The organism is Alkalicoccus daliensis (assembly GCF_900103955.1).
GTDB classification, from domain to species: Bacteria; Bacillota; Bacilli; order Bacillales; family Salisediminibacteriaceae; genus Alkalicoccus; species Alkalicoccus daliensis.
Window position 1 is genome coordinate 241,025 of record NZ_FNIL01000003.1, and the last position, 23,427, is coordinate 264,451.

Annotated in this window: 22 protein-coding genes and 1 pseudogene; 12 read left to right on the forward strand and 11 right to left on the reverse strand. The window is 42.1% G+C overall.

Annotated features, from left to right (window positions below; all coding sequences use genetic code 11):
• Nucleotides 1–663: 663 nt before the first annotated feature.
• Nucleotides 664–2,586, reverse strand: a complete 1,923-nt coding sequence (locus BLP92_RS07680; protein ID WP_090842217.1) for a right-handed parallel beta-helix repeat-containing protein — start codon at nucleotides 2,584–2,586, stop codon at nucleotides 664–666.
• 131 nt (nucleotides 2,587–2,717) lie between these two features.
• Between BLP92_RS07680 and BLP92_RS07685 the strand changes: the two genes are divergently transcribed.
• Nucleotides 2,718–3,467, forward strand: coding sequence for a helix-turn-helix transcriptional regulator (locus BLP92_RS07685; protein ID WP_090842218.1), 750 nt, complete (start codon nucleotides 2,718–2,720; stop codon nucleotides 3,465–3,467).
• A gap of 129 nt (nucleotides 3,468–3,596) precedes the next feature.
• Here the strand turns inward: BLP92_RS07685 and BLP92_RS07690 are convergent, their stop codons facing one another.
• Nucleotides 3,597–4,358, reverse strand: coding sequence for a PAS domain S-box protein (locus tag BLP92_RS07690; RefSeq protein ID WP_090842220.1), 762 nt, complete (start codon nucleotides 4,356–4,358; stop codon nucleotides 3,597–3,599).
• A 134-nt stretch (nucleotides 4,359–4,492) separates the two neighbouring features.
• The gene (locus tag BLP92_RS07695) at nucleotides 4,493–5,782 is read right to left on the reverse strand and encodes an MFS transporter (protein ID WP_090842222.1); all 1,290 of its coding nucleotides are present in this window, start codon (nucleotides 5,780–5,782) and stop codon (nucleotides 4,493–4,495) included.
• 821 nt (nucleotides 5,783–6,603) lie between these two features.
• Here BLP92_RS07695 and BLP92_RS07700 point away from each other — a divergent pair.
• Both BLP92_RS07700 and BLP92_RS07705 read left to right on the forward strand, forming a co-directional pair.
• Nucleotides 6,604–8,280: an ankyrin repeat domain-containing protein gene (locus tag BLP92_RS07700; protein WP_090842224.1), complete on the forward strand. Its 1,677-nt coding sequence runs from the start codon at nucleotides 6,604–6,606 to the stop codon at nucleotides 8,278–8,280.
• Between the two features lie 85 nt (nucleotides 8,281–8,365).
• On the forward strand, nucleotides 8,366–8,650 hold the full coding sequence (locus tag BLP92_RS07705) for a hypothetical protein (RefSeq protein ID WP_090842226.1): 285 nt from the start codon (nucleotides 8,366–8,368) through the stop codon (nucleotides 8,648–8,650).
• Nucleotides 8,651–8,706: 56 nt separating this feature from the next.
• On the opposite strand, the gene BLP92_RS07710 is transcribed toward BLP92_RS07705, so the two are convergent.
• The 4 genes and pseudogenes from BLP92_RS07710 to BLP92_RS18190 all read right to left on the reverse strand — a co-directional run.
• Nucleotides 8,707–9,429, reverse strand: coding sequence for an alpha/beta fold hydrolase (locus BLP92_RS07710; protein ID WP_090842228.1), 723 nt, complete (start codon nucleotides 9,427–9,429; stop codon nucleotides 8,707–8,709).
• Nucleotides 9,430–9,682: 253 nt separating this feature from the next.
• The gene (locus BLP92_RS07715; protein ID WP_090842230.1) at nucleotides 9,683–10,552 is read right to left on the reverse strand and encodes a DMT family transporter; all 870 of its coding nucleotides are present in this window, start codon (nucleotides 10,550–10,552) and stop codon (nucleotides 9,683–9,685) included.
• Nucleotides 10,553–10,743: 191 nt separating this feature from the next.
• Nucleotides 10,744–11,070: a winged helix-turn-helix transcriptional regulator gene (locus BLP92_RS18185; protein ID WP_244516726.1), complete on the reverse strand. Its 327-nt coding sequence runs from the start codon at nucleotides 11,068–11,070 to the stop codon at nucleotides 10,744–10,746.
• Between the two features lie 15 nt (nucleotides 11,071–11,085).
• A pseudogene (locus tag BLP92_RS18190) lies at nucleotides 11,086–11,412 on the reverse strand (winged helix-turn-helix transcriptional regulator); the annotation flags it as partial.
• A gap of 155 nt (nucleotides 11,413–11,567) precedes the next feature.
• Between BLP92_RS18190 and hxlA the strand changes: the two are divergent.
• The 9 genes from hxlA (at nucleotide 11,568) to BLP92_RS07765 (ending at nucleotide 18,124) form a co-directional block, all read left to right on the forward strand.
• On the forward strand, nucleotides 11,568–12,200 hold the full coding sequence (hxlA, locus tag BLP92_RS07725) for a 3-hexulose-6-phosphate synthase (protein ID WP_090842235.1): 633 nt from the start codon (nucleotides 11,568–11,570) through the stop codon (nucleotides 12,198–12,200).
• A 4-nt stretch (nucleotides 12,201–12,204) separates the two neighbouring features.
• Nucleotides 12,205–12,762: a 6-phospho-3-hexuloisomerase gene (hxlB, locus tag BLP92_RS07730; protein ID WP_090842236.1), complete on the forward strand. Its 558-nt coding sequence runs from the start codon at nucleotides 12,205–12,207 to the stop codon at nucleotides 12,760–12,762.
• 370 nt (nucleotides 12,763–13,132) lie between these two features.
• A complete protein-coding gene (locus tag BLP92_RS07735; RefSeq protein ID WP_090842238.1) occupies nucleotides 13,133–13,447 on the forward strand; it encodes an ArsR/SmtB family transcription factor in 315 nt (104 codons plus the stop codon).
• Nucleotides 13,448–13,529: 82 nt separating this feature from the next.
• Nucleotides 13,530–13,958 (forward strand): DMT family transporter, encoded by a 429-nt coding sequence (locus BLP92_RS07740; RefSeq protein WP_090842240.1) that lies wholly within the window; start codon nucleotides 13,530–13,532, stop codon nucleotides 13,956–13,958.
• A gap of 9 nt (nucleotides 13,959–13,967) precedes the next feature.
• Nucleotides 13,968–14,450, forward strand: a complete 483-nt coding sequence (locus tag BLP92_RS07745; protein ID WP_090842242.1) for a DMT family transporter — start codon at nucleotides 13,968–13,970, stop codon at nucleotides 14,448–14,450.
• A gap of 584 nt (nucleotides 14,451–15,034) precedes the next feature.
• On the forward strand, nucleotides 15,035–15,868 hold the full coding sequence (locus BLP92_RS07750; RefSeq protein ID WP_090842244.1) for an alpha/beta fold hydrolase: 834 nt from the start codon (nucleotides 15,035–15,037) through the stop codon (nucleotides 15,866–15,868).
• 92 nt (nucleotides 15,869–15,960) lie between these two features.
• Nucleotides 15,961–16,386, forward strand: coding sequence for a YciI family protein (locus BLP92_RS07755; RefSeq protein ID WP_090842246.1), 426 nt, complete (start codon nucleotides 15,961–15,963; stop codon nucleotides 16,384–16,386).
• Nucleotides 16,383–17,636 (forward strand): RNA polymerase sigma factor, encoded by a 1,254-nt coding sequence (locus tag BLP92_RS07760; protein WP_090842248.1) that lies wholly within the window; start codon nucleotides 16,383–16,385, stop codon nucleotides 17,634–17,636. Before BLP92_RS07755 ends, BLP92_RS07760 begins: the two co-directional genes overlap by 4 nt.
• A gap of 146 nt (nucleotides 17,637–17,782) precedes the next feature.
• Nucleotides 17,783–18,124 carry a DUF1801 domain-containing protein gene (locus BLP92_RS07765; RefSeq protein WP_090842402.1) on the forward strand — a complete coding sequence of 114 codons (342 nt, stop codon included), beginning with the start codon at nucleotides 17,783–17,785 and terminating at the stop codon, nucleotides 18,122–18,124.
• Between the two features lie 160 nt (nucleotides 18,125–18,284).
• Here BLP92_RS07765 and BLP92_RS07770 read toward each other — a convergent pair whose 3' ends face one another.
• The 4 genes from BLP92_RS07770 to BLP92_RS07785 all read right to left on the reverse strand — a co-directional run bounded on the left by BLP92_RS07770 (nucleotide 18,285) and on the right by BLP92_RS07785 (nucleotide 23,396).
• A complete protein-coding gene (locus tag BLP92_RS07770) occupies nucleotides 18,285–19,673 on the reverse strand; it encodes a M20/M25/M40 family metallo-hydrolase (RefSeq protein ID WP_090842250.1) in 1,389 nt (462 codons plus the stop codon).
• 119 nt (nucleotides 19,674–19,792) lie between these two features.
• The gene (locus BLP92_RS07775; protein WP_090842252.1) at nucleotides 19,793–20,809 is read right to left on the reverse strand and encodes an alpha/beta hydrolase; all 1,017 of its coding nucleotides are present in this window, start codon (nucleotides 20,807–20,809) and stop codon (nucleotides 19,793–19,795) included.
• 104 nt (nucleotides 20,810–20,913) lie between these two features.
• Nucleotides 20,914–21,894: an ABC transporter permease gene (locus BLP92_RS07780; protein ID WP_090842254.1), complete on the reverse strand. Its 981-nt coding sequence runs from the start codon at nucleotides 21,892–21,894 to the stop codon at nucleotides 20,914–20,916.
• On the reverse strand, nucleotides 21,891–23,396 hold the full coding sequence (locus tag BLP92_RS07785; RefSeq protein WP_090842256.1) for a sugar ABC transporter ATP-binding protein: 1,506 nt from the start codon (nucleotides 23,394–23,396) through the stop codon (nucleotides 21,891–21,893). The genes BLP92_RS07780 and BLP92_RS07785 overlap by 4 nt, the downstream gene beginning before the upstream one ends.
• Between the last annotated feature and the right edge of the window lie 31 nt (nucleotides 23,397–23,427).

The following is a 23,427-nucleotide window of genomic DNA, read 5'->3' on the forward strand; positions in this document are numbered from 1 at the left end:
TCAATAGAAAACTCCGCTCCAACCCGGCAGGCTTGCCGTGGACGAGCTCCTCAGCTTCCTCGCTTCGCTGCGGGATCTTCCCAGCTCGTTCTTCCACAGGCGGTATGCACTTTTACCGCCGAAAGCATTTGCGCAGCCGACCAAATGATCTCAAAGGCATCTTCACGTTTTTGGTGAAGATGCCTGCTGGTCGAGTGGAGCAATGCTCACTCTCTACACAGGCGTCCGCCGATTTCCGCTTCGTAATTCCCTTTTGCAATTCCGAAGCAGATAAATGCTTCTATTTCAAAGTCTTTAACAACTAAAAGACAGACAAGGAGGTTTTTCAAGACGCCTGCGGAAAAAGAAAGCGTGAAGATCATCCCGGACGAAAGGGAGGGATAGCTGAAGGATTTCTCCGCGGCAAGCGAAGAAAAAGAAGCCGCAGGCGTACCTTCCTCCTAAAAACCCCAAACTTTAACAGAGCAATTGGAAAAGCAGGCTGCCGCAACAAAGAAATAGTAAATTTTAAAAAAGCCTCTGCCAAGTTACTTAACTCAGCAGAGACTTTCATTATTAGTGCGTATTTAAAACTAAGATGATAGAAAATTCCGCTTTCGCGCTGCAGGCGCAGAAAATAGAGCTGCAGGCATGCCTTCTTTATAGCAGCGCCTATAACAAAAATCAGCCCCAGATTCTAATACGGTTTTTCCCTTTCTGCAGCTGGGAAAGCGGGCCCAGTACGCTCTCCTGCTCTTTCTCCTCGCCGAGCAGATCTTTGTTTAACACAACTTCACTGCCATCCGGCTGTTCAAACTCCACATCTACAAGCCGTACTCTTTCCAGCGTATGAGTGGAATGAATTTTTCCGGACTGCTGTTCAAATTCCTCCGGCAGCTCAATTTCCAGATACACTGTTTCTCCTTCTTCAATAATTTTGATGGAAGGATCTGCATCGGAAACAAAGTTCTCTTCCTCCCGGTCAAAAGGAGCGGCTCCATTCAAGTAGGCATTGTTATTAATATATACCGGCTGTTCGACGACGTTAAATGCTTCATGGTCGCTTCCCGATTTATTCTGCACCGTTTCGATAAACTCCTCCAGAGAGGCAGTATAGCCGTTGTAATGCGCAGTACCGACATCCTCCAGGTCGTCATCTCCGATAAAGATATTATTAAACCAGCGGTCATCCCCGCCGTAAACGACGGAAATTCCTTTGATATCCGTGCTGTGCGGCTCGTGGTACGGCGTGGAGCGGTCCAGCATTTTACGTTGCACCATTTTTCCTCGCACGAGGTTATTCACGTACGCCCCGCCCTGCGCATGGTTATCCAGCGCATAGTCAGCAGTGAAAATATTGTGATCCACCAGGCACGGCCCGCTGCTTACTTCCACAAACAGGTCACGGTTATTGCGGTAGCAGATATTACTGCTCACACGTGTACCTTGAAGCTGCCAGTCGAGCCAGATTCCTAAAGAGCAGTCATGAATCCGGTTATTGCGAATCTGCGTATCGATCGGCGCATGCAGCTTGATCCCTGCAATTTCATGCCCGTAAAACTCCCGCTTGATGGCAATATTATAAATGTGATTGTTGGAAACTTCGCTGAAAATACAGCCAAGGTGGCCTACGACACCATTTTGTCCGCAGTCATGAATCGTATTGTTTCTGACGATGTGAGACCCGACCTTTTCCTGGCTCCACCCGCTTTTCTTTGCGGCGAATACTGTTTCCAGCTGATAATGATACCCCGGCTTATCCTGCCGTTTGGAAAAATAGTGATGGCCGGTGGAAATTTCTTTTCCGAGGCTGATGCCGCTGCATTTGGAATCATGAATATTATTATCCTCAATAATCCAGCCTTTGCTCCAGTGCGGACCGATTAATCCGGGCTGGTCTGCCGTCGGCGGCGTCCATGGCGTAGCTGCCTGTGCCATTTCAAATCCGCGGACGGTGATATAGTCTATACCGGTAATTTCCGGATAGAAGCAGCATTTCCGCACGTTAATTTCCGTTACTTCCTGATTTGGATCATAGTCATGGAAATTCGCAAAAATCGTTGTTTGCTTTTCATCCACTTCTGCATACCAGGCGTATTTCATCTGCTCCGTATCATGAGCCGGCACAATTTTGTTCGTCCAGCGGTCCAGTACTTCTGTTTCCACCACCGGATTCACGACCTGGTCATAATTTTCTGCCTCATAAAACGACTTGCCGTTTACATACACTTCCCCGAGGTGTCTCCCGGGGTTATAAATGACCCAGTCGCCGAATAATTCTTCCTTAAACGGATTGTACTCGCCGAAAAACTCGTTGGAAATCACAGCTTTCCATACAGTGCCTTCTGCTTTTTCCCACTCCGTAATTCTTTCAGAGCCTTTAATGACAGCTTTTTCTCCTTCTGCCGCCTGATATGTAATTCTTCTCCATTCACTCAGTCCTGGATTTTGAGGTTTCACCCACTCCCGGTATTCCCCTTCATGCACGATGACCGTGTCTCCTGCCTCCGCAAGTGCGGCTGCCTTATTAATCGTAAGGAACGGCTCCTGCTCTGTTCCCCGTCCGGTATCTGATCCGTTCTTTGCTACGTGATATTCTACTCCCACGATGATTCCTCCTCGTATTCGTTTTCACTGCCTTCTTTTATTTTAGAAGAAACAGGGGAGGCAATACTATTCGAATTCTAGTATAATATAAGACAATATTAGTGTTTTTACGTAGGGGGGGGGAAGAAAGGTTGGCATTTTTTGAACATCACGGGATTGAAGAAAATGAGTACTTTCAGGTACTGAAGCTTTATCACAGCCACTTTCCGCTGCACTTTCACCGGGCCTACGAAATTATTCTCGTAAAGCAGGGAGAAATGCTGCTGACCGTGGATCAGCAGGAATTTAGCGTCGGGGAAAAAGAAGCTGCTTTTATCTTTCCGAACCAGATGCATGCAATCACCGCATCTCCGGGAGCAGATATTGAGATCGTTATTTTTTCCCCGGAATTAATCGGACATTTTTTTATGAATTATAAGGGAATGATACCGAAAAACAATCTCTTTTCCTTTCCGGAAGTTTCCGGACTTGCTGCAGTGCATTCAGTTTACGGACAGAAAGCTTTTTTATATCACTGCTGCGACAAATTAGTAAAAGAGACGAAGTTCACGGAAGTAAAATATTCTCCGAAAACAAAAGTGATTCACCAAATGCTGCTGTTTGTGGACGCACACTTTCAGGAAGAATGCAGTTTAAAAGCTGCCGCAGCGGAGCTGCAGTATGACTACGTCTACTTATCCAAGCTGTTTCTACAGATGACAAACAGGACATTTACCGAATACCTGAACCATTACCGCATTTCCCAGGCCTGCTATCAGCTGAAAAATACCCAAAAGACGGTAGGAGAAATTGCAGAAGCGAGCGGTTACAACAACCTGCGCTCGTTTCACCGGAATTTCAAACGAATGATGCACTGTGCCCCGGGAGATTACCGAAGTTAAATCTAAAATAAGAAATCATAGTCAGCCGGGACGCTTTACTGTGTACACTGGGACGAACTCACCTAAAAAAACAGGCCCCTTTTCAGGAACCTGTTCGATAATATGGTTATAAACCATCTGTCTATATCATTATTTTTTCACTTCTGTTTCAAAGTAAACGAGCGCATCTTTAACCGTGGCCATGGTGGGAATGGCGGAAAAATCAAGGTCGAGGTTTACGGCGACCATCGCTGATTCAGGCCGTAAGCCGGTAATAATAGACTGCACACCGAGCAGTGCAAGAACGTTGTATATTTTAAAAAGATAATCTGCCACCACTTTATCCAGGCTGTAAATTCCTGAAAAGTCGAGGATGACGTAACTAATTTTTTGTGCCTGCACTTTTTCCGGAAGAACCTCCAGCAGTTTTCGTGCTCGCAGATCATCAAAGTCTCCAACAAGCGGAAGCACTGCCAGTTCATTTCCCAGCGGCACAAGCGTGGCAGATAATTCATTTACCTGAGCCATCATCTGTAACTGTTTCTTTTCTGCCAGCTTCTGTTCGGTCACATCTCTAACGTATGTCTGGATCGCTTTCTGCCCGTCAATCATAATTGGGTGACAATACAGTTCCACGTCGACAGTTGATCCGTCCATTTTAAATATCGTTTCTTCTATCACTTCAGCTGGTGCCCCGTAGGCAGATTGAATTCTTTTCTTAATCAAGGCTTTTGAAGTTTCCTTAAATATATCCAATGGATTAAATCCAGTGATTTCTTCTTTTATCGTCCCGAAAAATTCTTCTGCTGCATGATTTATATATAAAATTTTATAATCTGTGTGGAGGATAAGCGGCGTCAATGAGTATTCCATTACTTCTGTATAATCTATTTTTGAGATGACATTATTCACAAATTCACTTCTCCTGCATTCGTATCAGATTTAGAAATTATTTTCTTACGAATTCTCTCATTATAACAAACGTTATATTTAAAGTATAGGAACCCGAAATATTTAACAGAGTGTACATTCAAAGTAAGTCTTTCCTAAGCTGCACGCTGTCCGGCTCCCCAGATGACGACCGGAATAAGAAATAAAGAAAGCACAGCACCTGCGAGTGAAAGAACAGCAAAACTGGAATAGGCAACGACCAGGCCGGATAGTCCTCCGCCGAGCGCACCCGCTAAAGCGATGAAAACATCGACGGAACCCTGGGTTTTTGCCCGGGTCACCGGAGAGGTCGCATCTATCAGAATGGCTGTCCCGCTGATTAATCCGAAGTTCCACCCGAGTCCGAGCAGTGCCAGTGCGGTAATTAGTACCGCCAGGGAATCTGCCGGTCCTGCGGCGGCAAGAATGCCGGAAGCAAGCAGCGTTACAGCGGAAGCGACGGCCATCACCACCCGCCCCACTTTATCTACCAGGTAGCCTGTAACTAACGATGGAAGAAACATCGCGCCTATATGAATGCCGATTACCATTCCTACTGCATTCAACCCGTGTGCATAATGCCCCATATGTATTGGCGTCATTGTCATAATCGCCATCATTATAAATTGTGTCAGCACCATGATGGCTCCTCCTGCGAACACTCCCCTTTTATTAACCGTAAGCAGCTTTGCATTTTCTTCTTCACTGAGCGGATTGATTTCCGCCTCATAGGCTGCAAGTGCTTTTGCGATCATAAAAGGATCCGGTCGAAGTAAAAGAAAAATTATCATTCCCGCGAGCAGATATGCTGCGCCGGCTAACAGAAAGGGCCCTGCCAGTGCAGGAATTCCTAAAGATAAAGCGAATTCTCCCAGCACTCCCACCAGATTCGGTCCGGCGACGGCTCCTAGCGTCGTGGATACGAGCGCAATACTAACTGCTTTCCCCCGCTGGCTGGAATTTGCGAGGTCTGTTCCAGCATATCTTGCCTGGAGATTGGTCGCAGTTCCCGCGCCATAGATAACCAAGGAAATAAACAAAAGCGGCACACTTTGGATCACGGCAGCGAGAACAACCCCGCCTGCCCCGATTCCTCCGGCAGAAAATCCTAGCGTCAGCCCGGTGCGGCGCCCGAATTTCTGCGAAAACCTTCCCACTAAAAAGGCAGCTCCTGCAGAACCGAGGGTAAACAGCGCCGTAGGAATACCCGTCACGCTGTCCGCTCCCATCATGTCCTGCGCTAACAACGCGCCCACCGTGATGCCGGCAGCGAGACCGGCGCCACCGAAAATCTGCGAGATGACTACGATGATTAATGTACGTTTGTATAACTGCTGCTGTTTTTCCGGGGAATGGACGTAGCTTTCTACAAGCGCTGACTGTCCCTTCTCTGTTTTCTGCGGCATATGGACTCCCCCTTGATAATGGTTTTTAATATCAAAACAAGCACGAAAAATCAAACAGTCTATAATATCTAAAATATGAATTCATTTTGTAAAGCTTATTAAGTTTATACAAATCATTCTTAATAAATCTTGAAAAACTTCAGGATATTAAATGATTGATTAAAGCAGATGTACGTACCTCCAGCGGAAATAAGCGGAATCTGAAAATAGCTGAAGGCGAGCCCCTATATTTCGTTTACCGTGAAATTATTTATGCAACTCGGAAATAAAAGTACAGATATGACTTATGAAGATTACTCAAATTCTTTTTAACTAAAAATTGAGGTAATATATTCGATTGAAATCAAGTTCTGAATAAAGTTTTATAGTAAAATAGACATAATCATTTGAATTTATTTGGTTCTTCACCATAATATGTAGTGGACCCAAAATAGAAAGATAAGAACGCAGTGCAGGACGGAGACTCCCAGAGGATTTCAGCGCAGTTGGAAGATCCACTGAGACTAGGAATTTTTCGCCTCAGTTAGCTGAAAACAGGTCGGAAAGCTCCGTTTGCAACGTAGGTCTCTACATGCTACTTATAGCTGACTTCTGCGTTGCGATAAATAATTGACCTGCCTGTCAATTACACTTAGTGGTGAAGAACTATTTATATAAATATTTCCCTAATTACTACTTTGAAATGCAGCAATCAAAATCCGAAATTATATTAGCATAATTTGTAACCATTTTCTTTGAAATTTAAACAATATAATCTATGAGCAATTAATATTTCATTGTTCAACAGTATTTGAAAATTTTCAGTTGCAGGGGGATTAATAATGTTTTTATACACTTTTTTAAAAAAAGAATGGATTGATTTATATAGTATAACTATAGACATAGAAGATAATCTTTTCAAAAGTCCTAATATATCTATGATAAAGCTAAGACAATTAGAAGAAGTACTTATTAAAAAAATAGCAAACTATGAAAACCTGAAAATTGATTTTAAAATTATTGGTTTTAACAAAATAATTTTTATGCTGGTGGATAAAGAAATACTTCCACATGAATTTAAAGACTTATTATTGGAAATTAGGAAAAAAGGCAATGAAGCTGCTCACAATAATTACAGTAATATGACAGAAGCACAAAGAATTTTCAATTCCTTATTTCGCTTAATTTCCTGGTTTGTTGCAACATATGGTCAGAGAGAATACTTAAGCGATCTAGATGCTCTCCCGATGAAAGAAAAAGTTATTCTGCAGGAATACTTATTAAAAGCTAAGACTAAAGTTAATGAAAAAAATAAAATAATTGAAGAAAATCACAAGGAAAATTTTATAGACTTTTCCACGAAGTTCTATGATCCTTTTTATTTAAAAGTGGAAGAAGCTGAGAAGAAAAAGCAAAAAGTTAAAGAAATATATGAAAGGGACGTTTTTGAAACAATTGTGGAATATAAAAACAGGATTGAATTAATGGATCCCCTCCCAATAGGAACAGCATTTATAGATTTTTCAAAAATGTTTTTAAGTAATGAAGATAAAGTAGTTCTTTTTTATGCGGAAGTTAATAAAGACTATTCCTTTATTAATATTAACTTTGATATTTTCTATGCTTATATTAATGATTCATCTATTAAAAATTTTGAAAGCGAACAAAGGTTTACTTTACTAAGTAAATTATCTACAGATAACAAGGAAACACTTCAAATTAATTTTAATGAAATGCATATTACTAACAATATTAAAGATGTAATTCAAGTTTTTCCAATAAATTTTACTAAACCCCCTTTTGAGCAGGATTTAGATTTTCGAAATAGAGTCAAAAAAATTCCTCCTATTCAAATAGGCTTATTAGAATTAAAAAAAGATTTATATGATATTGAGAATGAAATTTTTCCATGTACTATTCGGACCTTTCAATTCGCAGACTCACTGGATCTTAATAAAAATGACTGGTATATACAAATACCTAGAGATCAAGCTAAAGTTTTGTTTGAAAACAGCGTTACATATTACGTAAAAGCAACATTTCAGGTTATGGATAATGCTCTTAAAATAAAAGATATGATCATAGAACACAATAAGAGATATGAAGTAAAACAACGGGGCCTTCCAAAAGATAGGACCAAGCATTTAACACCACTAAAAAGTTTTGATATTAATGATCTTATATTTGCTGTACAAGAATCGGATGTAGAAAAAGTAAAAAATATATTGTCTCTTCCAGAGGCTGATGTAAATAGGACAAACAAAGGAGGTGTCAGTCTCTTACAAATGGCAGCTGCTCGAGGCCACGATGAAATAGTAGATCTTTTAATTTTAAACGGGGCGAACTTGAACATTCAAAGTAAAAACAAAACTACTCCTTTATACGCAGCATCTATAAACAACCATTTAAGGGTAATTGAGCGATTATTAGATGCCGGTGCAGATCCTAATATAGTAAGTAATAGCGGGAAAACAGCTCATAATATTTTGAGTGAAAATAGATACAAAGGTTATATTTGAAATATAATACCCAATATTTTTATATAACTTTCGAAAGTGCTAAAATAAGCGGGAGTAAATATAATACTATATTGGAGGCTGCAGAATGAGTACAAAAATAGAATTCGTAGCATTAAAAAAGATTTCAAGAGAAGAGTTTATGGAATTAGCACAGGATGGTATGCGTGAATTATTCGACCTGGAACAGTACAAGGTGCTGGACGGGGCTAAAGGAGACGAAGTTACTCATTTCGTGTACGACACAGGCACGCATGACTGCTACTTAATTGACCTGCGCACAAGCTATGAACTGCTCGCAGCCTACTACTGCGGCGGGGATAAGCAGACAGTACTTGCTTCATTAAATAAGATTGCTGCTTCTGTAGAATAAGCAACGCTAAAAAACTGCCTCACGTATAAATGCGTGAGGCAGTTTTATTAGTGTTATCAGGTCTTATTTCTCGAGTGAACCAAAAAATACTCGAGCATCCGTGAATATAAATCCGGCTGATCTCTATGTACTAAATGTCCTGCAAATGGTATTACTGAGATGCGGATATGAGGATTTAATTGTTTAAAAGCAACTGCTGATGAAACTTCAAGCTCCTGCTCTTCCCCTGTCAGGCATAAAGCAGGTAAATCAATTAACGCAGCTTCTTTAAGCTGATCAAACGGATAAAAATCTTCGTCATTAAAGGAGCGAAGCAGTGTTTTCCAGTCGTTGCTTCCATGAATTTTGTTCAGATAAGTTACAGCTTCTTCGTTTTGGAACAGCTGTTCATAACTTTCGTTCTCTTCCTGCAGCAGATTCTCCCAATTATCCGGTTTTGAGGAAAATATTCCTGAAAAAACGACAGACTTCACTCGGGAAGAATAAGCTTTCGCAAATAATAGAGCTGCCACACCTCCGATCGAACCACCTGCCACATGACATTTTTCAATTCCCAGCGCATTCAGCGTATCTTTTAAATCCTCCACGGTTCGACTGAAGTAATGATCAATTTCTCCAGCGGACTTACCATGCCCTCTTAAGTCAGGCCTGATAACTTTATAACCCCTGGAAGAAAAATATTCACTTTGTTCTTCATATTCTGTATCCCCGGTCATACCGCCGGAGTGAAGCAGAAGCAGCGGCTCTCCTTCACCTGCTGCGTGTGTATTTAATTTCATATAGTTCCTCCTGTTCTTTTACAAGTAATTTTTAAACAAATTTTGGAAATCACAGTATTTATTTTAACTGTATTTTACTTTTAAGCAAATTTTTTTCACAGCGGAGACTTTTAGTTGAATAGAAAAAGAATGCACCCGCAGGCACACTCTTTCTTTTTCTCACACTATTAGCAAAACAACGAGGCTTTTTAAATCTAGCCTATTCGAAAAAGGCAGCCAGTTTCTTTAATATAGATGCTCTCCATTGTACTGTCTATCCCGACTGCTTCACACTCAGCAGTGTCACAGTAAATAAAAGAATTCCCATACCCATTAATTGAATCATCGTTAAGTGGTCCCCGAGCAGCACTACGCCGAATAAGGAAGCAGTCACCGGCTCGACCATTGCTACCATGGAAGCAGTAGTCGGTGCCGTTCTCCGGATACCGATGACGTAAAAGATGAAGGAAATTCCTGCTCCGACAAGTCCCAGCAGCAGGAACCAGCCGATATCTGGAGACGTCCACACCGCGGCAGCCTCCCCTGCGTCCATAAACAGAAACAGGATGATACAGAATACAAAAAAGGCGGTCGTTAAAGATGCCTGCGGCTTTCCTGCAGCGGAGGCATTTTTAAAGCCGAAGATAAATAATGCATAACAGAGACCGGCCGCAAGTCCTGCCGCTGTCCCAAGCAGACTTACAGAAATTTCTTCTGTATTATAAGCACCTGTAAGTAAAACGATTCCTATCAGCACGCCGGCAATACAGCCCCACTTAAACCAGCTGGAACGTTCCAGCCGAAATAGAAAGGAGATGAAGAGAACGAAGACAGGTGCGGTGTACATTAACGTCGCAGCAATCGCCACGCTTGCTGCTTCAATTCCAATAAAATAGAAAGTGAAATTCCCCGCAACTCCTGCGCCTGCCAGAATGGACCATATGTAAAAGCTTTTGGACCGGATCGAATTTTGTTTCGCATGCATCAAAAACCATACAAGGAAACAGAGAAAACCAACTGCTCCCCTGTAAAAGGAGATCACAATCGGGTCCCAGCCTCTTCCCATTAATATGTCTCCAATGCCTCCGCTTAAGCCCCAGCACACAGCTGCGACCATAACGAGTACTACTCCTGGAATTCTCATTGCGCACCCCCTGCAGTTAAAACAAGCTACTAAAGCTCATACCTTTGTATACGCAAGAGTAAACCATCAAACGGTCTTTTTCCCTTTCCGCTTTTCAGTGATTTACAGGCTGTGTATTTCATTGAAAAACATCCCCCGAATTTATCATCCAAAGACTGCTTTCTAAAAGATTGCTCCCCTTATCGTATTCCTCAGCGCTGCTCCATATATTTCCGGCCCCAATCCTCCAAAGCTTCCAGAATAGGAAATAAACTTTTCCCCTGATCGGTCAGGGAATACTCTACTTTCGGAGGAATAACCGGATATACTTCCCGGTGCACGAGGCCATTGTTTTCAAATTCCCGCAGCTGCGTCGTCAGCATTTTCTTAGTTATATCAGGAATCAGTTTTCTCAGCTCACCAAACCGCTTGGTTCCCTTTAAGCCCAGATGGCATAAAATAATCAGCTTCCATTTCCCCTCTATAGCAGAAAGTGCAAGTCTCTTCTCAGAATACATGCCGATATCTTTATTTTCCATATGTGCTACATGGCCTTTTCCCCACTCATACAACATATCCAGCAGAGGAAGTAAGCTTTTCCCCTGCTCGGTCAGGGAATACTCTACTTTCGGAGGTGCCACCCGGTATACTTTTCTATGCACGAGTCCGGCTTCTTCCAGTTCTCTGAGCTGGCTCGTTAACATCTGCTGCCTGATGTCAGGGGTTAACTGCTTCAGTTCGCCAAACCGCTTTGTCCCCTGTAAACCAAGGTGACATAACAACGTGAGTTTCCACTTTCCCTCCAGCATAGACAAGGTTAATTCTTTTTCAGGATATATTCTTTTTTGTGTAGTGATCATTCCGTCCTTCTCTCCCTGCATTAGTCTGTTTGAAGATACTATATCAGAAAAAAGTACCTACTTACATATATTAAGTACTGCCTCTAATATAGATAAGGACGAGCCTTCGCTGATAAAAGTCGTACTGAAGGCAAGTTAATATTTTATCCAAGAAAACAACAGGAGGAATTCAACCAATGAAATTACAATTAGCGTTAGACCTTGTGAATATTCCAGAAGCAAAAGAAGTAGTAAAAGAAGTGGAAGAATACATTGATATCGTAGAAATCGGCACGCCGATTATTAAAATTGAAGGGCTTCGGGCGGTAAAAGAAATAAAAGAAGCTTTCCCCGGCCTGGAAGTACTGGCAGATTTAAAAACAATGGATGCTGCTGCATATGAAGTGCAGAAAGCTTCCGAAGCAAATGCGGACATCGTGACAATTCTTGGTGTGGCGGAAGATGAGTCCATCAAAGGTGCCGTGGAAGAAGCGAAGAAGCAGGGGAAAGAAATTCTTGTGGACCTGATCGCGGTGAAAGATATTGAAACACGTGCAAAAGAACTGGATGCACTCGGTGTAGACTACATCTGTGTTCACACGGGCTATGATCTGCAAGCTGTCGGCAAAAACTCTTTCGAAGATCTGCAGACAATCAAACGCGTAGTGAAAAATGCAAAAACTGCGGTTGCCGGCGGCATTAAGCTGGATACGCTGCAGGAAGTGGTCAAGGCGCAGCCTGATCTGGTAATCGTCGGCGGCGGTATCGCGAATCAGGAAGATAAAAAAGGAACTGCAGCGAAAATGCAGGAAATGATCCAGCAAGGGTAATTCCATGAAAACTACTGAATTTTTACAAGAAATCATCAAAGAGCTGCATCATTCCGCAGATCTCATCTCAGAGGAAGAAGCGGAAAAGCTGGCAGGCCACATTCTTGCGTCAAAAAAAGTTTTTGTAGCTGGTGCCGGCAGGTCAGGATTTATGGCAAAATCCTTTGTGATGAGAATGATGCATATAGGGATCGATGCCTATGTACTCGGAGAAACGGTAACCCCGACATTTGAAAAACATGATTTGTTAATTATTGGGTCCGGCTCCGGAGAAACAAAGGGACTGGTTACCATTGCGGAAAAAGCCAGGGAGATTGGCGGCACTATTGCCGCGGTTACCTTGGTACCGGACTCCACGATCGGTAAGCTTGCTGATTTTACTGTAAAGCTGCCCGGAGCATCCAAAGACCGGACAAATAGTGATTATCACACGATCCAGCCTATGGGCTCCCTGTATGAGCAGACCCTGCTGCTGTTTTATGATGCAGTAATCTTAAGATTTATGGAGAAAAAAGGGTTGGATACAAATAAAATGTACGGAAAGCATGCGAATCTGGAGTAAGAGTTATTTAAATGCTAGGTTTCCAGGAAAAAATCATGCGGCTGCCCTCTCTTCTATTTCCTTCTATCCTGCAGGACAGAGAAAAAATGAGCAGAATTAATAAAAAGAATGAATGAGCAGCTGTTGAGTGAACTAAATGCTTTTTCTTCATACAAATAATAGCAGGGAAGAGATAAAAGGATACATTATCCAGCTTATCTCTTCCCTGTATTTATATTTCACTCTAAAAATATTAATTTAATGATTTTCAATATTTAATTCCGTGTTTTTTCTACTGATCTTACTTTAAGAATATCTTTAAATTGTTTAAAAAGTATATCTATGACTCTTAACATTGACATATCGAAAAAATACGATATATAATGTGTGCATGGAACCTATCGATATATTTAAAGCACTGTCAAATGAAACCCGCCTCAACATTCTGCAATGGCTGAAAGAACCGGAGAAGCATTTTCCCAAACAGGGTGCGCATCTGCCGAAGGAGGTCAACCGTCAAGGAGGAGTATGCGTAGGAGATATTCAGGAAAAAGCCGGAGCTTCTCAATCTACGGTCTCTCACTATTTACATTTGATGCAGCGAGCTGGCCTTCTTGAATCTGTCAGATACGGTCAGTGGACCTACTACCGCAGAAATGAAGAAACGATTCGTCAGTTTGCTGATTATTTAAGAGAGGAAATCTGATTTCTGATGATTTCCTTTTTGTTTGAAGATATATATCGAATTTTCTAGATATTTATATATAAGAAAATGGAGGGAATATTTTATGCGTTATCTCGCTTATTTATTAGCTGTACTCGCTGGGGCCGCACTTAGTTTTGAAGGAGCGATCTATGCAGAATTAGGAAATACCATAGGAAAACTTGAAACAAGTTTTTATAACTTCTTTGTTGGTTCCATTATTCTCACTTTATTGTGGATCTTTTTTGGGAAAGGAAGGCTTTCCTATACGTTAGAAGCACCTAAATGGACGCTCCTTGGCGGGATGCTGGGAGTTGTTTATTTAACCTCTATCGTAGTCAGTGTGCCATTTGTTGGCGTGGGACTCAGTATGGTATCGGTCATTATCGGCCAATTAATTATGAGTATGATTATTGAACATTACGGGTGGCTGGGAAGCATCGGCGCCAAAATTAATAAAGAAAAGGTATTTGCTGTAATTTCAATGATAATAGCACTTATCTTAGTATATTAGGAGGTCAAAATGGGGATATTAATGATTCTTTTTACGTTAATAGGCGGCCTGACATTAAGCACACAATCCGCTATTAATGGTACATTCAGCCGAAAAGCCGGCACGATTGAAACAACACTGTTAACCTTTTTAACCGGAACCATGTTTCTTGCCATTCTTATTCTTTTCTGGGGACAGGGAAATCTTTCAGCTATTGTGGAAGTGCCTAATTGGCAGCTGAGTGCTGTATTTCTCGGGGTGCTGTTCGTACTTTTTATCGTGATTGCTGTACCGAAAATCGGGGTGATCGCTACGAATATTACTGTCATTACCGGGCAGCTTGCCATTGGCATGATCATCGATCATTTTGGCTGGTTTAACAGCCTGGTGATTCCACTGGATACGAGCCGCTTGTTTGCGATGGTTTTTATGGCGCTTGCTATTTATTTTATTTATAAAGGAAACGTCCGCTCCAATAAAGAAGCCAAACAATTCGTGGAATCTCCTTCCTAATGCAGAGAATTTGTTACCTGAAAGCGGGTTTTCTTTTCTTACATTAAGACAGGCATAAAACTCATTTTATATACATAACCCTCACCGATGTGGGGGTTATTTGTGGTTGTGGATTGGGGTGATTTAAGACGTAAAAAGTATTGCGATTAAGTTATCCTATCAAAAACACTGTCTTTTTTATATAATGATCTCGAAATTTTTTAACCTGATTTTATCGTATTCTTTAATATACTTACTCACTCAACAAAGAACACCTGCTGCAACAACATTTGAAGAGATATATTTTAATACCAGATTTTCATTTACTGCTAATTTTAAAATTCCACACCTTAAAGTATAACTGCTATTAATTTAATAAGTTTTTAAAATTAATAGAGGAATTTCTTATGTCTGTGGTGTATATAGATGGTAAGAATTACCGACGGTGCTGCTCGTTAGTGATAAGATGCCAGAAATTTATTCAATTATTTTTTGAATTATGTCGATCTTTTAAAATGATTTTCGTCGTACTAATAGAGGCATATAAATTTTGTCTACCTTACAGCCTTATTATTAAAAATTTTATTAATAAGAGGAGGAAAAGTATGGAGACGGTAATATCAAAGGATGCTACGAAAATTGCTTTTGACAAAACTGGTCAGGGACCTGCGCTTATTTTGATTGGAGACGCATTCAGTTACCGCAAATTCCCTCAGCAAGCCGAATTAGCAAACCTCCTGGCGGAGTATTTTACGGTATACAACTATGATCGACGTGGCCGGGGAAATAGTGGTGATACGCCGCCTTATCATGTTGGCCGGGAAATAGAAGATCTCCAGGCACTGATTGAAGAAGCTGGCGGAACTGCTTATGTATGGGGGTTATCTTCCGGGGCTGCTCTTGCTTTAAGGGCCATAGAGAAAGGAACAAAAATTTCTAAGCTGGCACTGCACGAACCTCCTTTTGTAGTAAAGGACAAGGATCGTAAGCCTCCAGCAGACTTTACAGCGCACGTTACCCGCTTAATTTCCAGGAATGACAGGAGCGGAGCTATTAGGTACTTTATGACCTGGGGCATGGGGGCTCCTTCTTTTGTAGTTGGTATGATGCGGGTAATCCCGGGAGTGTGGCCTAAGTTAATGGCCGTGGCTCACACCCTTCCATACGATGCGGCGATTCTTGACGGGTATATGAACGGGAAGAACTTGCCAGCTTCCTGGCAGCACAGCGTGCAGGTGCCAACACTTGTCATTGAAGGAACAGAAAGTCCAGCTTCATTACGCCACAGTGCCCAGGTATTAGCAGAGGTACTTCCAAATGCTGTGCTTTTAACTAAAAAGGGACTCGGTCATACGAAGAAACTTAATATTAAAAAGATATCTCCAGAACTTACTGCCTTCTTTTTGACAAATCATTCATATAAAAAATCATCCAGTTGATACCGAATAAAGCTGTTTCTGCAAAGTGAGTGTCAATCAGCCCTTTTTCAATACTGCTAAAAATCTTTATTACAAAAAGGAGGCAAAATGTTATGAGATTTATGATGATTGTCAAAGCCACCACAGATTCTGAAGCTGGAAAGCTGCCTAGTCCGGAACTTATTGAAGCGATGCAGAAATATAATGAGGAGCTGGTGAAAGCAGGTGTTCTGCTGGCTGGGGACGGGCTTCAGCCTACGAAGAACAGCATCAGGATTTCCTATCCGGAACCGAATGGCAAGCCGACAGTTGTGGACGGGCCATTTACGGAGACGAAAGAATTGATTGCAGGCTATACGCTGATCGAAGTTTCCTCCAGAGAAGAAGCTGTGGAATGGGCAATGCGGATGCCAGATCCGCATGGAGCGGGACAAGGGCAAATTGAACTTAGGCAGGTATTTGAACCGGAAGACCTGACAGATCATCCTGACTTACTGGAAAAAGAAGCTGCGCTTCGAGAAGAATTAAAAGACCGATGAGCCTGCCTCAGATACACCGGACGATTGAAGCGATTTGGAAGATGGAGTCGCCCAAGCTTATAGCAAGGCTTACGCACATAGTAAAGGATGTAAGTCTTGCGGAAGATATCGCACAGGATGCATTGGTCACCGCCCTTGAGAAATGGGAGCAGACGGGTATGCCTGAAAACCCCGGCGCCTGGCTGATGACCACAGCGAAACATCGTGCAATAGACCTGTTACGAAGAAATAAAGTACAGGATCAAAAGTATGCAGCACTTGCTGAAAATACAGCTTTATTTACGGAGGAAAGTTTTTCAGAGGAGATTGGTGACGATCTCCTCCGCCTGATTTTTATGACCTGCCATCCAGCTTTATCACAGGATGCAAGCGCTGCTATGACACTGCGTCTCTTATGCGGGCTTACTACAAAAGAAATTGCACGGTCCTTTCTTACTGCAGAAGCTACCATTGCACAAAGAATTGTCCGTGCGAAAAAAACGTTAAAAGAAAAGAAAGTCCCCTTTGAAATTCCTGCTGGAGAAGAACTCAAGCCTCGATTATCCAGCGTACTTGAAGTGATTTACCTGATGTTTAATGAAGGTTATACAGCAACTTCAGGCAGTCAATGGACTCGCCCTCTCCTTTGCAGAGAAGCTCTCAGGCTGGGACGTGTATTAGCAGAAATTGCACCTGAGGAACCTGAAGTGCATGGTCTTGTTTCCTTAATGGAATTTCAATTTTCAAGGGTTCACACGCGAGTAAATAAAAACGGAGAACCGATTCTTCTCACGGATCAAAAAAGAAGCCAATGGGATCAATTATTGATTCGACGAGGCACAGCAGCGCTTGAGCGAAGCAGGAAACTGGGTGGAACGCCTGGTCCGTATGCACTGCAGGCTTCGATCTCTGCCTGCCATGCTCTCGCACCTTCCGTACAAGAAACAGACTGGACAAGGATCGCCGCCCTGTACGAGGCCCTTTTCACCCTCCTCCCTTCACCCATTGTGGAACTTAATAGAGCAGTAGCAATTTCTATGGCATTTGGGCCCGCTGTCGGCATGCAGATGTTAGACGAGTTATCCACGCATCCATCTCTAAAAAATTATCACCTCCTGCCGAGTGTCAGGGGCGATCTTCTGGTAAAACTGGGGAGAAATAAAGAAGCCCGTCTTGAATTTGAACGTGCTGCTTTATTAACCCAGAACGAACGTGAAAAAACCTTGTTACAAAATCGGGCAAAGGAGTGCAGCAAAGATCCCGCTCCTTAGAAAAAGTCCGATAAACCATCGAATGCTTCACTATGAGTTTTCCGGGATTTTTGCACGGAACCGAGAAATTTGAACACAGCTTTTAATAAGATTGCTTATATATGCAGGAGAATCTTCCACAGCATAATAAGAAGGAGCTGAAAAATATGAACCAGGAAATCACTTATTTCATTGATAATTTAAAAGAACCCTGGCAGAAAATAACCGCCGCTGACCTCCGTGAAATTGTGCACCAGGCAATACCAGGGGTGCAGGAAAGAATGCAGTATAATAAACCGCATTTTTTAAAAAACGGAAAATATGCTGCCGTTATCTCCCCTTCTAAAACAGCAGTCAATTTTACCATATTCCACACTGGCGCATTAACGCTCCCGGAAGACATGTTTAATGGCCCTCCGGAAAGAAAAACCTTAAAGGTTCGCAGAGAAGATACGCTTGATTCCGAACTGCTTTCTTCATACGTTCGCGAAGCTTCAGCTGAGCTTTAATATTTTGTGAAGAAAAGAACGCAGCAACAAATTCGGTGTGGATAATTCTTTCATTAGCACAGCATATATTTATTAACTGGATTGGATTTGTAAAATCAGCTTGAAAAATATATGGAAAACCTGGATTTGAACAGTCAAATCCAGGTTTTTCATATTAATATCAGCTTGTCTGTTTTCTATTATTATGCAAGTGTCTTCTTCCCCGTCTGATCTGCACCAAAGCCCTTTGCAGTTCTTGCCCTTCTTTAAATACTCTCTCAATCAGCTTCACCGTTCCGTAACATGCTTCTGTATCCAGCTTCTCTTCCTCTGTATGCTCGTTCCAGTAACCGGCAGAAAGGTTCACGCTCTGGATGCCCTGCTCCGCCCAGATCTTTGTGTCACTGCTTCCGCCAGCAACCGTCTGCCATCCTTCCAGTCCATGCTTCATTGCTGTTTTGCGGAGAAAATCTCCATATAATTCATCACAGAATTGAAAGTGTCCACCATGAGAGGTAACGATGTCGCCGGTACCTCTACGGTCTACCACGATTGCTGCATCCACATCCTTGAGATAAAATTCATCTACTTTCTTAGAACCCTGCAGTCCGATTTCTTCTTCCACCGTGAAGATGAATTTTACTTTCCCGTTAAAGCGGCTTTTTTGCAGTCTCCGTGCTGTTTCCAGCACAACCGCCACCCCGGCACGGTCATCGGCACCGAGAATTCCTTCACTGCTGAACCAGATGTTTCCTTCTTTCACAATTTCCCTTCCCGGTACAATGGAATACACGGTATCAAGATGCGCGTTCAGAAGTATTGTCGGGCCCCTGCCACTCCCAAATGTTTTCTGTGCCAGAATATTTCCTTTCGCATCTACTGTCTGATGGTCCACAAAGGGAGCCAGCTTCGCTGCAACGTAAGAACGAATTTCTGCTTCGTTACCGCTTTCTCCATTAATTTGCAGCAGTGTTTCCAGCTCTGTTAAAAACAGCATTTTCTTCATGTATTCTGCATCCTGTGTGAGCCAATCTTTTTGGATAGCACTCATTCGCTCGGCTGCTTCTAGTAATTCCTTTCGATCGTTAATACGAAGTTGAAGATATAACCTGTGGTGTTGAACCTCCCTAATCCCTGCAGCAAGAAAGATTTTTTCTGCTAATGCTTCATTTTCTTTCTTTCGAAAGCTCACAATTGCTGAGCGTCTGCCATTTCCATCGCAGCTTAAGTCCGTACAAAGACCAAGCCGGTAAAGCTGACGGATAACTCCGCAGATATACGTATCAAGTGACTTTAATTTCACCTGATGTGTTTTTTTCCAGAATGCTACTTGACCGGTTACGCCCCGCCCTCTGAAATCCACTGCATGAATAAAATCTTTCTCCGCTGCCGGCTTACTGTGAATGATAAGAATATCATTATCATATTGATAGCTGACTTCCAATATATCGAGTGTCTCCAGTAAAAAAGACATGTTTCCTTTACCTTCCTGCGCGCAGTTAAATGACTGATGACTAATTTCCTCTACTGTAAACCCGTGACGTACAAATAACGTTGACCAATTTTTCATAAACAACATCTCCCTTCGGTTTGTACCTTTATTATCTCAGGGAGACGATGACAGCACTGTCATCGGGAGAGAAGGCTTGAGAAAACCGTTGGGGAGTCTGGCTAATTTTTAAAATTGGTTTATAAATTTAAATTTTTTTTCAGCCAATGATGAGCAAGTTCGGGCCAAACCGCGATCCCTTCATCTGGTTCTGTGGCAGGCATCGAAGCTTTCATATCCGCTAGAATTGTTTGTTTAACTTCTTTTCTTCCTTCAGGGAGGTGATTAAAGTGCGAATAAGGCGAGGGTAATTCAATCCTTTTTTCTACGTGGTGTTCCAATGTTTCAAGCATCTGCGTAATCGTATACTGCCCATGCTCCTTGTATGCCCATTCCCCTTTAATCCATGCTTCATTAGCAAGTGACAGGCCGTGTTTTCCATTTCCAAACACGTGATGTTCAAGCTTTACTCCTTTACTTCTGCAGGCTTCCGCAAACAAATAACTGTTCTCTACAGGCACAAGTTCATCTGCAGCTGTATGCCAGATAAAGATTGGCGGTGTATTATCTTTCCCTTGTTTTTCCAACGACATAAACGATAATTCTTCCTGGGAAGGGTTTGCACCTAACAATGCTTTAAATGAATCTTGATGTGCATAATCACCGGAAGTAATTACAGGGTATGAAAGGATAACTGCATTGGGCCGGTTATCTATCCCGCCATATTTTTCTTTCAACTTTACATCCTCATTGTCAAAATGAACCGCAAGACTTCCACTCAGATGTCCACCTGCAGAAAAGCCGCATATGGATATTTTATCTGGAATTACCCTTAATTCTTCAGCGTGCTTACGCAAAAACATAACAGCATTAGACAAGTCCATTAAAGGCTGCATCTTTAATGGACTTTCAAATAACAGATTTGTAGTATAGGTCAGTACAAACGTATTAAAACCTTTATGATAAAAGTCTTTTGCCACCAGTTCCCCTTCTGTGGGAGATACTACCCTGTATCCCCCGCCGGGAACAACGATTACTGCCGGCCTGCTCTCTTCATTTTCCTCATGAATATAAGAGACAATGTTCGGTATGAATTGACCTGTCACTGGGTAGGTGTATTCTTCTTTGGTCCATAAATCATACTTTCTGCTAAACATATTTTACCTCCGAACCGGTGCGTAATTTAAACAGCGTAATATCATTTTCCTGCAAATATTTTGGCAGCCTGCACAGACTAATATTCACTGGAATCAGCTTTAAATTATTTTTTCTTACGGTTATAAACTCTGTCAATTCCGACTGCCACTAATAGTACTGTTCCTGAAATCACCATTTGGAAAAATTCTCCTACGTTCAGGATAACGAGACCATTGGATAATACTCCAAGAATGACTACGCCTAAAAATACGCCGATCAGCCTTCCCTGTCCTCCAAAAATACTGACTCCGCCCAGCACTACCGCGGTGACGACTTCCAGTTCAAATCCCTGGAGTGCGTTCGGCTGCCCGGAATTTAATCTCCCCAGCAGAATAAGTCCTGCAATAGAGGAACAAAAACCGGAAATCATATACACCATCATCTGTATTTTTTTCGTGTTGATACCGGAGAGTCTGGCAGCTTCCTGATTCCCGCCTAATGCATAAATGTGTCTGCCTAAATAAGTTTTATACAAAAGAACATATACTGCTCCAAATACTACCATCATAATGATCGCTGGTACGGGAATCCCTAGCACATACCCTGTACCGAACCATCTCACTCCATCAGGGAATCCAAATACCGGATACCCTCCCGTGGTGACAAAAGAGACCCCTCTGATAATGGTCAGCATACCGAGCGTCGTAATTAAAGCGGGTATCCCTACTTTCGTTATTATTAAGCCGTTTAACGCACCGACTGCCACCCCCCCGAGGATACCGATAATAATCGCAAGCACAGGATCTACGCCTGTCGACATCAACAATCCCATGAGTACACTTGTAAAAGCGACGTTCGAAGCTACGGAAAGATCGATTCCTCCAATAAGAAGCACCATAGTCATCCCGGCTGCAATAATACCGAGCATTGCTATCTGCCGAATAATATTCACCATATTGTTTGTTGTAAGAAATGCATCTGACATAATGGCAAAGAATGCGACGATGCCTACCAGCACCAACAGTAAAATAACTTCCTGATTAAATTTAACCTGAAATCCTTTTTTCTCCTGTGTTTTTTCTACGGTTTGACTGCTGACACTCATGAATGTGCCTCCTCTCTATTTGCTATGCCTGTAGCAAGTTCAAAAATTCTCTCCTGTGTCGCTTCTTCTTTTTGAAGAATTCCTGCAGATTTCCCTTCCATCATTACCATAATCCTGTCTGACATATTAATAACCTCTTCCATTTCCGAGGAAATCATTATAATGGATTTCCCTTTCTTAAGTAATCCGTTCATCAAGTTGTAAATTTCCTGTTTGGCTCCAATATCCACTCCACGGGTCGGTTCATCAAAGATTAGAATATCTGCATCTGTGGCGAGTGTTTTTGCCACTACCAGTTTCTGCTGATTTCCGCCGCTTAATTCTCCGCCCAGCTGACCGGAATGATATTTAATTTTCAGTTCTACTCCGTATTTTGAAACTATTTCTTTCTCTTTCCCTCGGTTAATAAATAACCCTTTGCTGTACTGTTTTACCGAAGGCAGGTTGATATTGTCTTCACAGGAATGATCCAGCACCAGCCCTTCATGTTTTCGATCTTCCGGTATTAAACCGATTCCCAGTGAATAAGCATGCTCCGGTGACTTTATATTAGAATGGGTAACGTCCTTTATTTTGATCGTTCCTTTTTCTATGCTGTGGACGCCGAAAATAGTTTTCGCCAGTTCAGTTCTGCCTGATCCAAGCAGCCCGGCTATTCCGAGAATCTCACCTTTATGCAGATCGAAAGAAATATCTGCAATTCCAGCAGAGGAGGATAGGTCTCTGACTTCCATGATAGTGGTTTCCTGTACTGCAGATTCCCGCTGAGATCTCTGCAGTTCCCGTCCTACCATCATCTTCACTAACTTATTTTCATCCAGGTCCTCAATATTTTCCGTCCCAATGTACACACCGTCCCGAAGCACTGTTACCTTATCTGAAATCTCGAACATTTCGTCAAATTTATGAGAAATATAAATAATGGCGACATTTTTGTCACGCAGTTCATTCATCAGTTGAAAAAGAGAACGCACTTCGTCTGAAGTAAGCGCTGCTGTTGGTTCATCCATGATGAGCACCTGTACATCTTTTGAGATTGCTTTCGCTATTTCCACAAGCTGCTGATCCGCAACTCCCAAGTCTTTTACTAACGTTTTAGGGGAAACTCTCACCTGAATTCTATCGAGTACTTTTTCTGCAATTTCTAAGTTCTCTTTCCTTTTTACAAACAGGCCTTTACGCTGTTCATTGCCGAGCATGATATTTTCTTCCACCGTTAAATGGGGTACCAGATTAAATTCCTGATAAATGATACCTATCCCTTTCTCAGAGGATACTTTAGGGGAAAAGTTCTTTAATTGCTCCCCGTGAATAAATACTTCCCCTTTCGTCGGCTCAATCGCCCCGGCCAGCACTTTCATTAACGTCGATTTTCCTGCACCGTTTTCTCCCGCAATCGTATGAACTTCTCCCGGATAAATATCAACATTTACATCTTTTAAAGCAATGGTTCCAGGATATTCTTTTGTGATATTTTTTATGCTTATAATAGGCTCCGCCATCGTGATTCACACCCCTTGTGAAAAGAAAAAG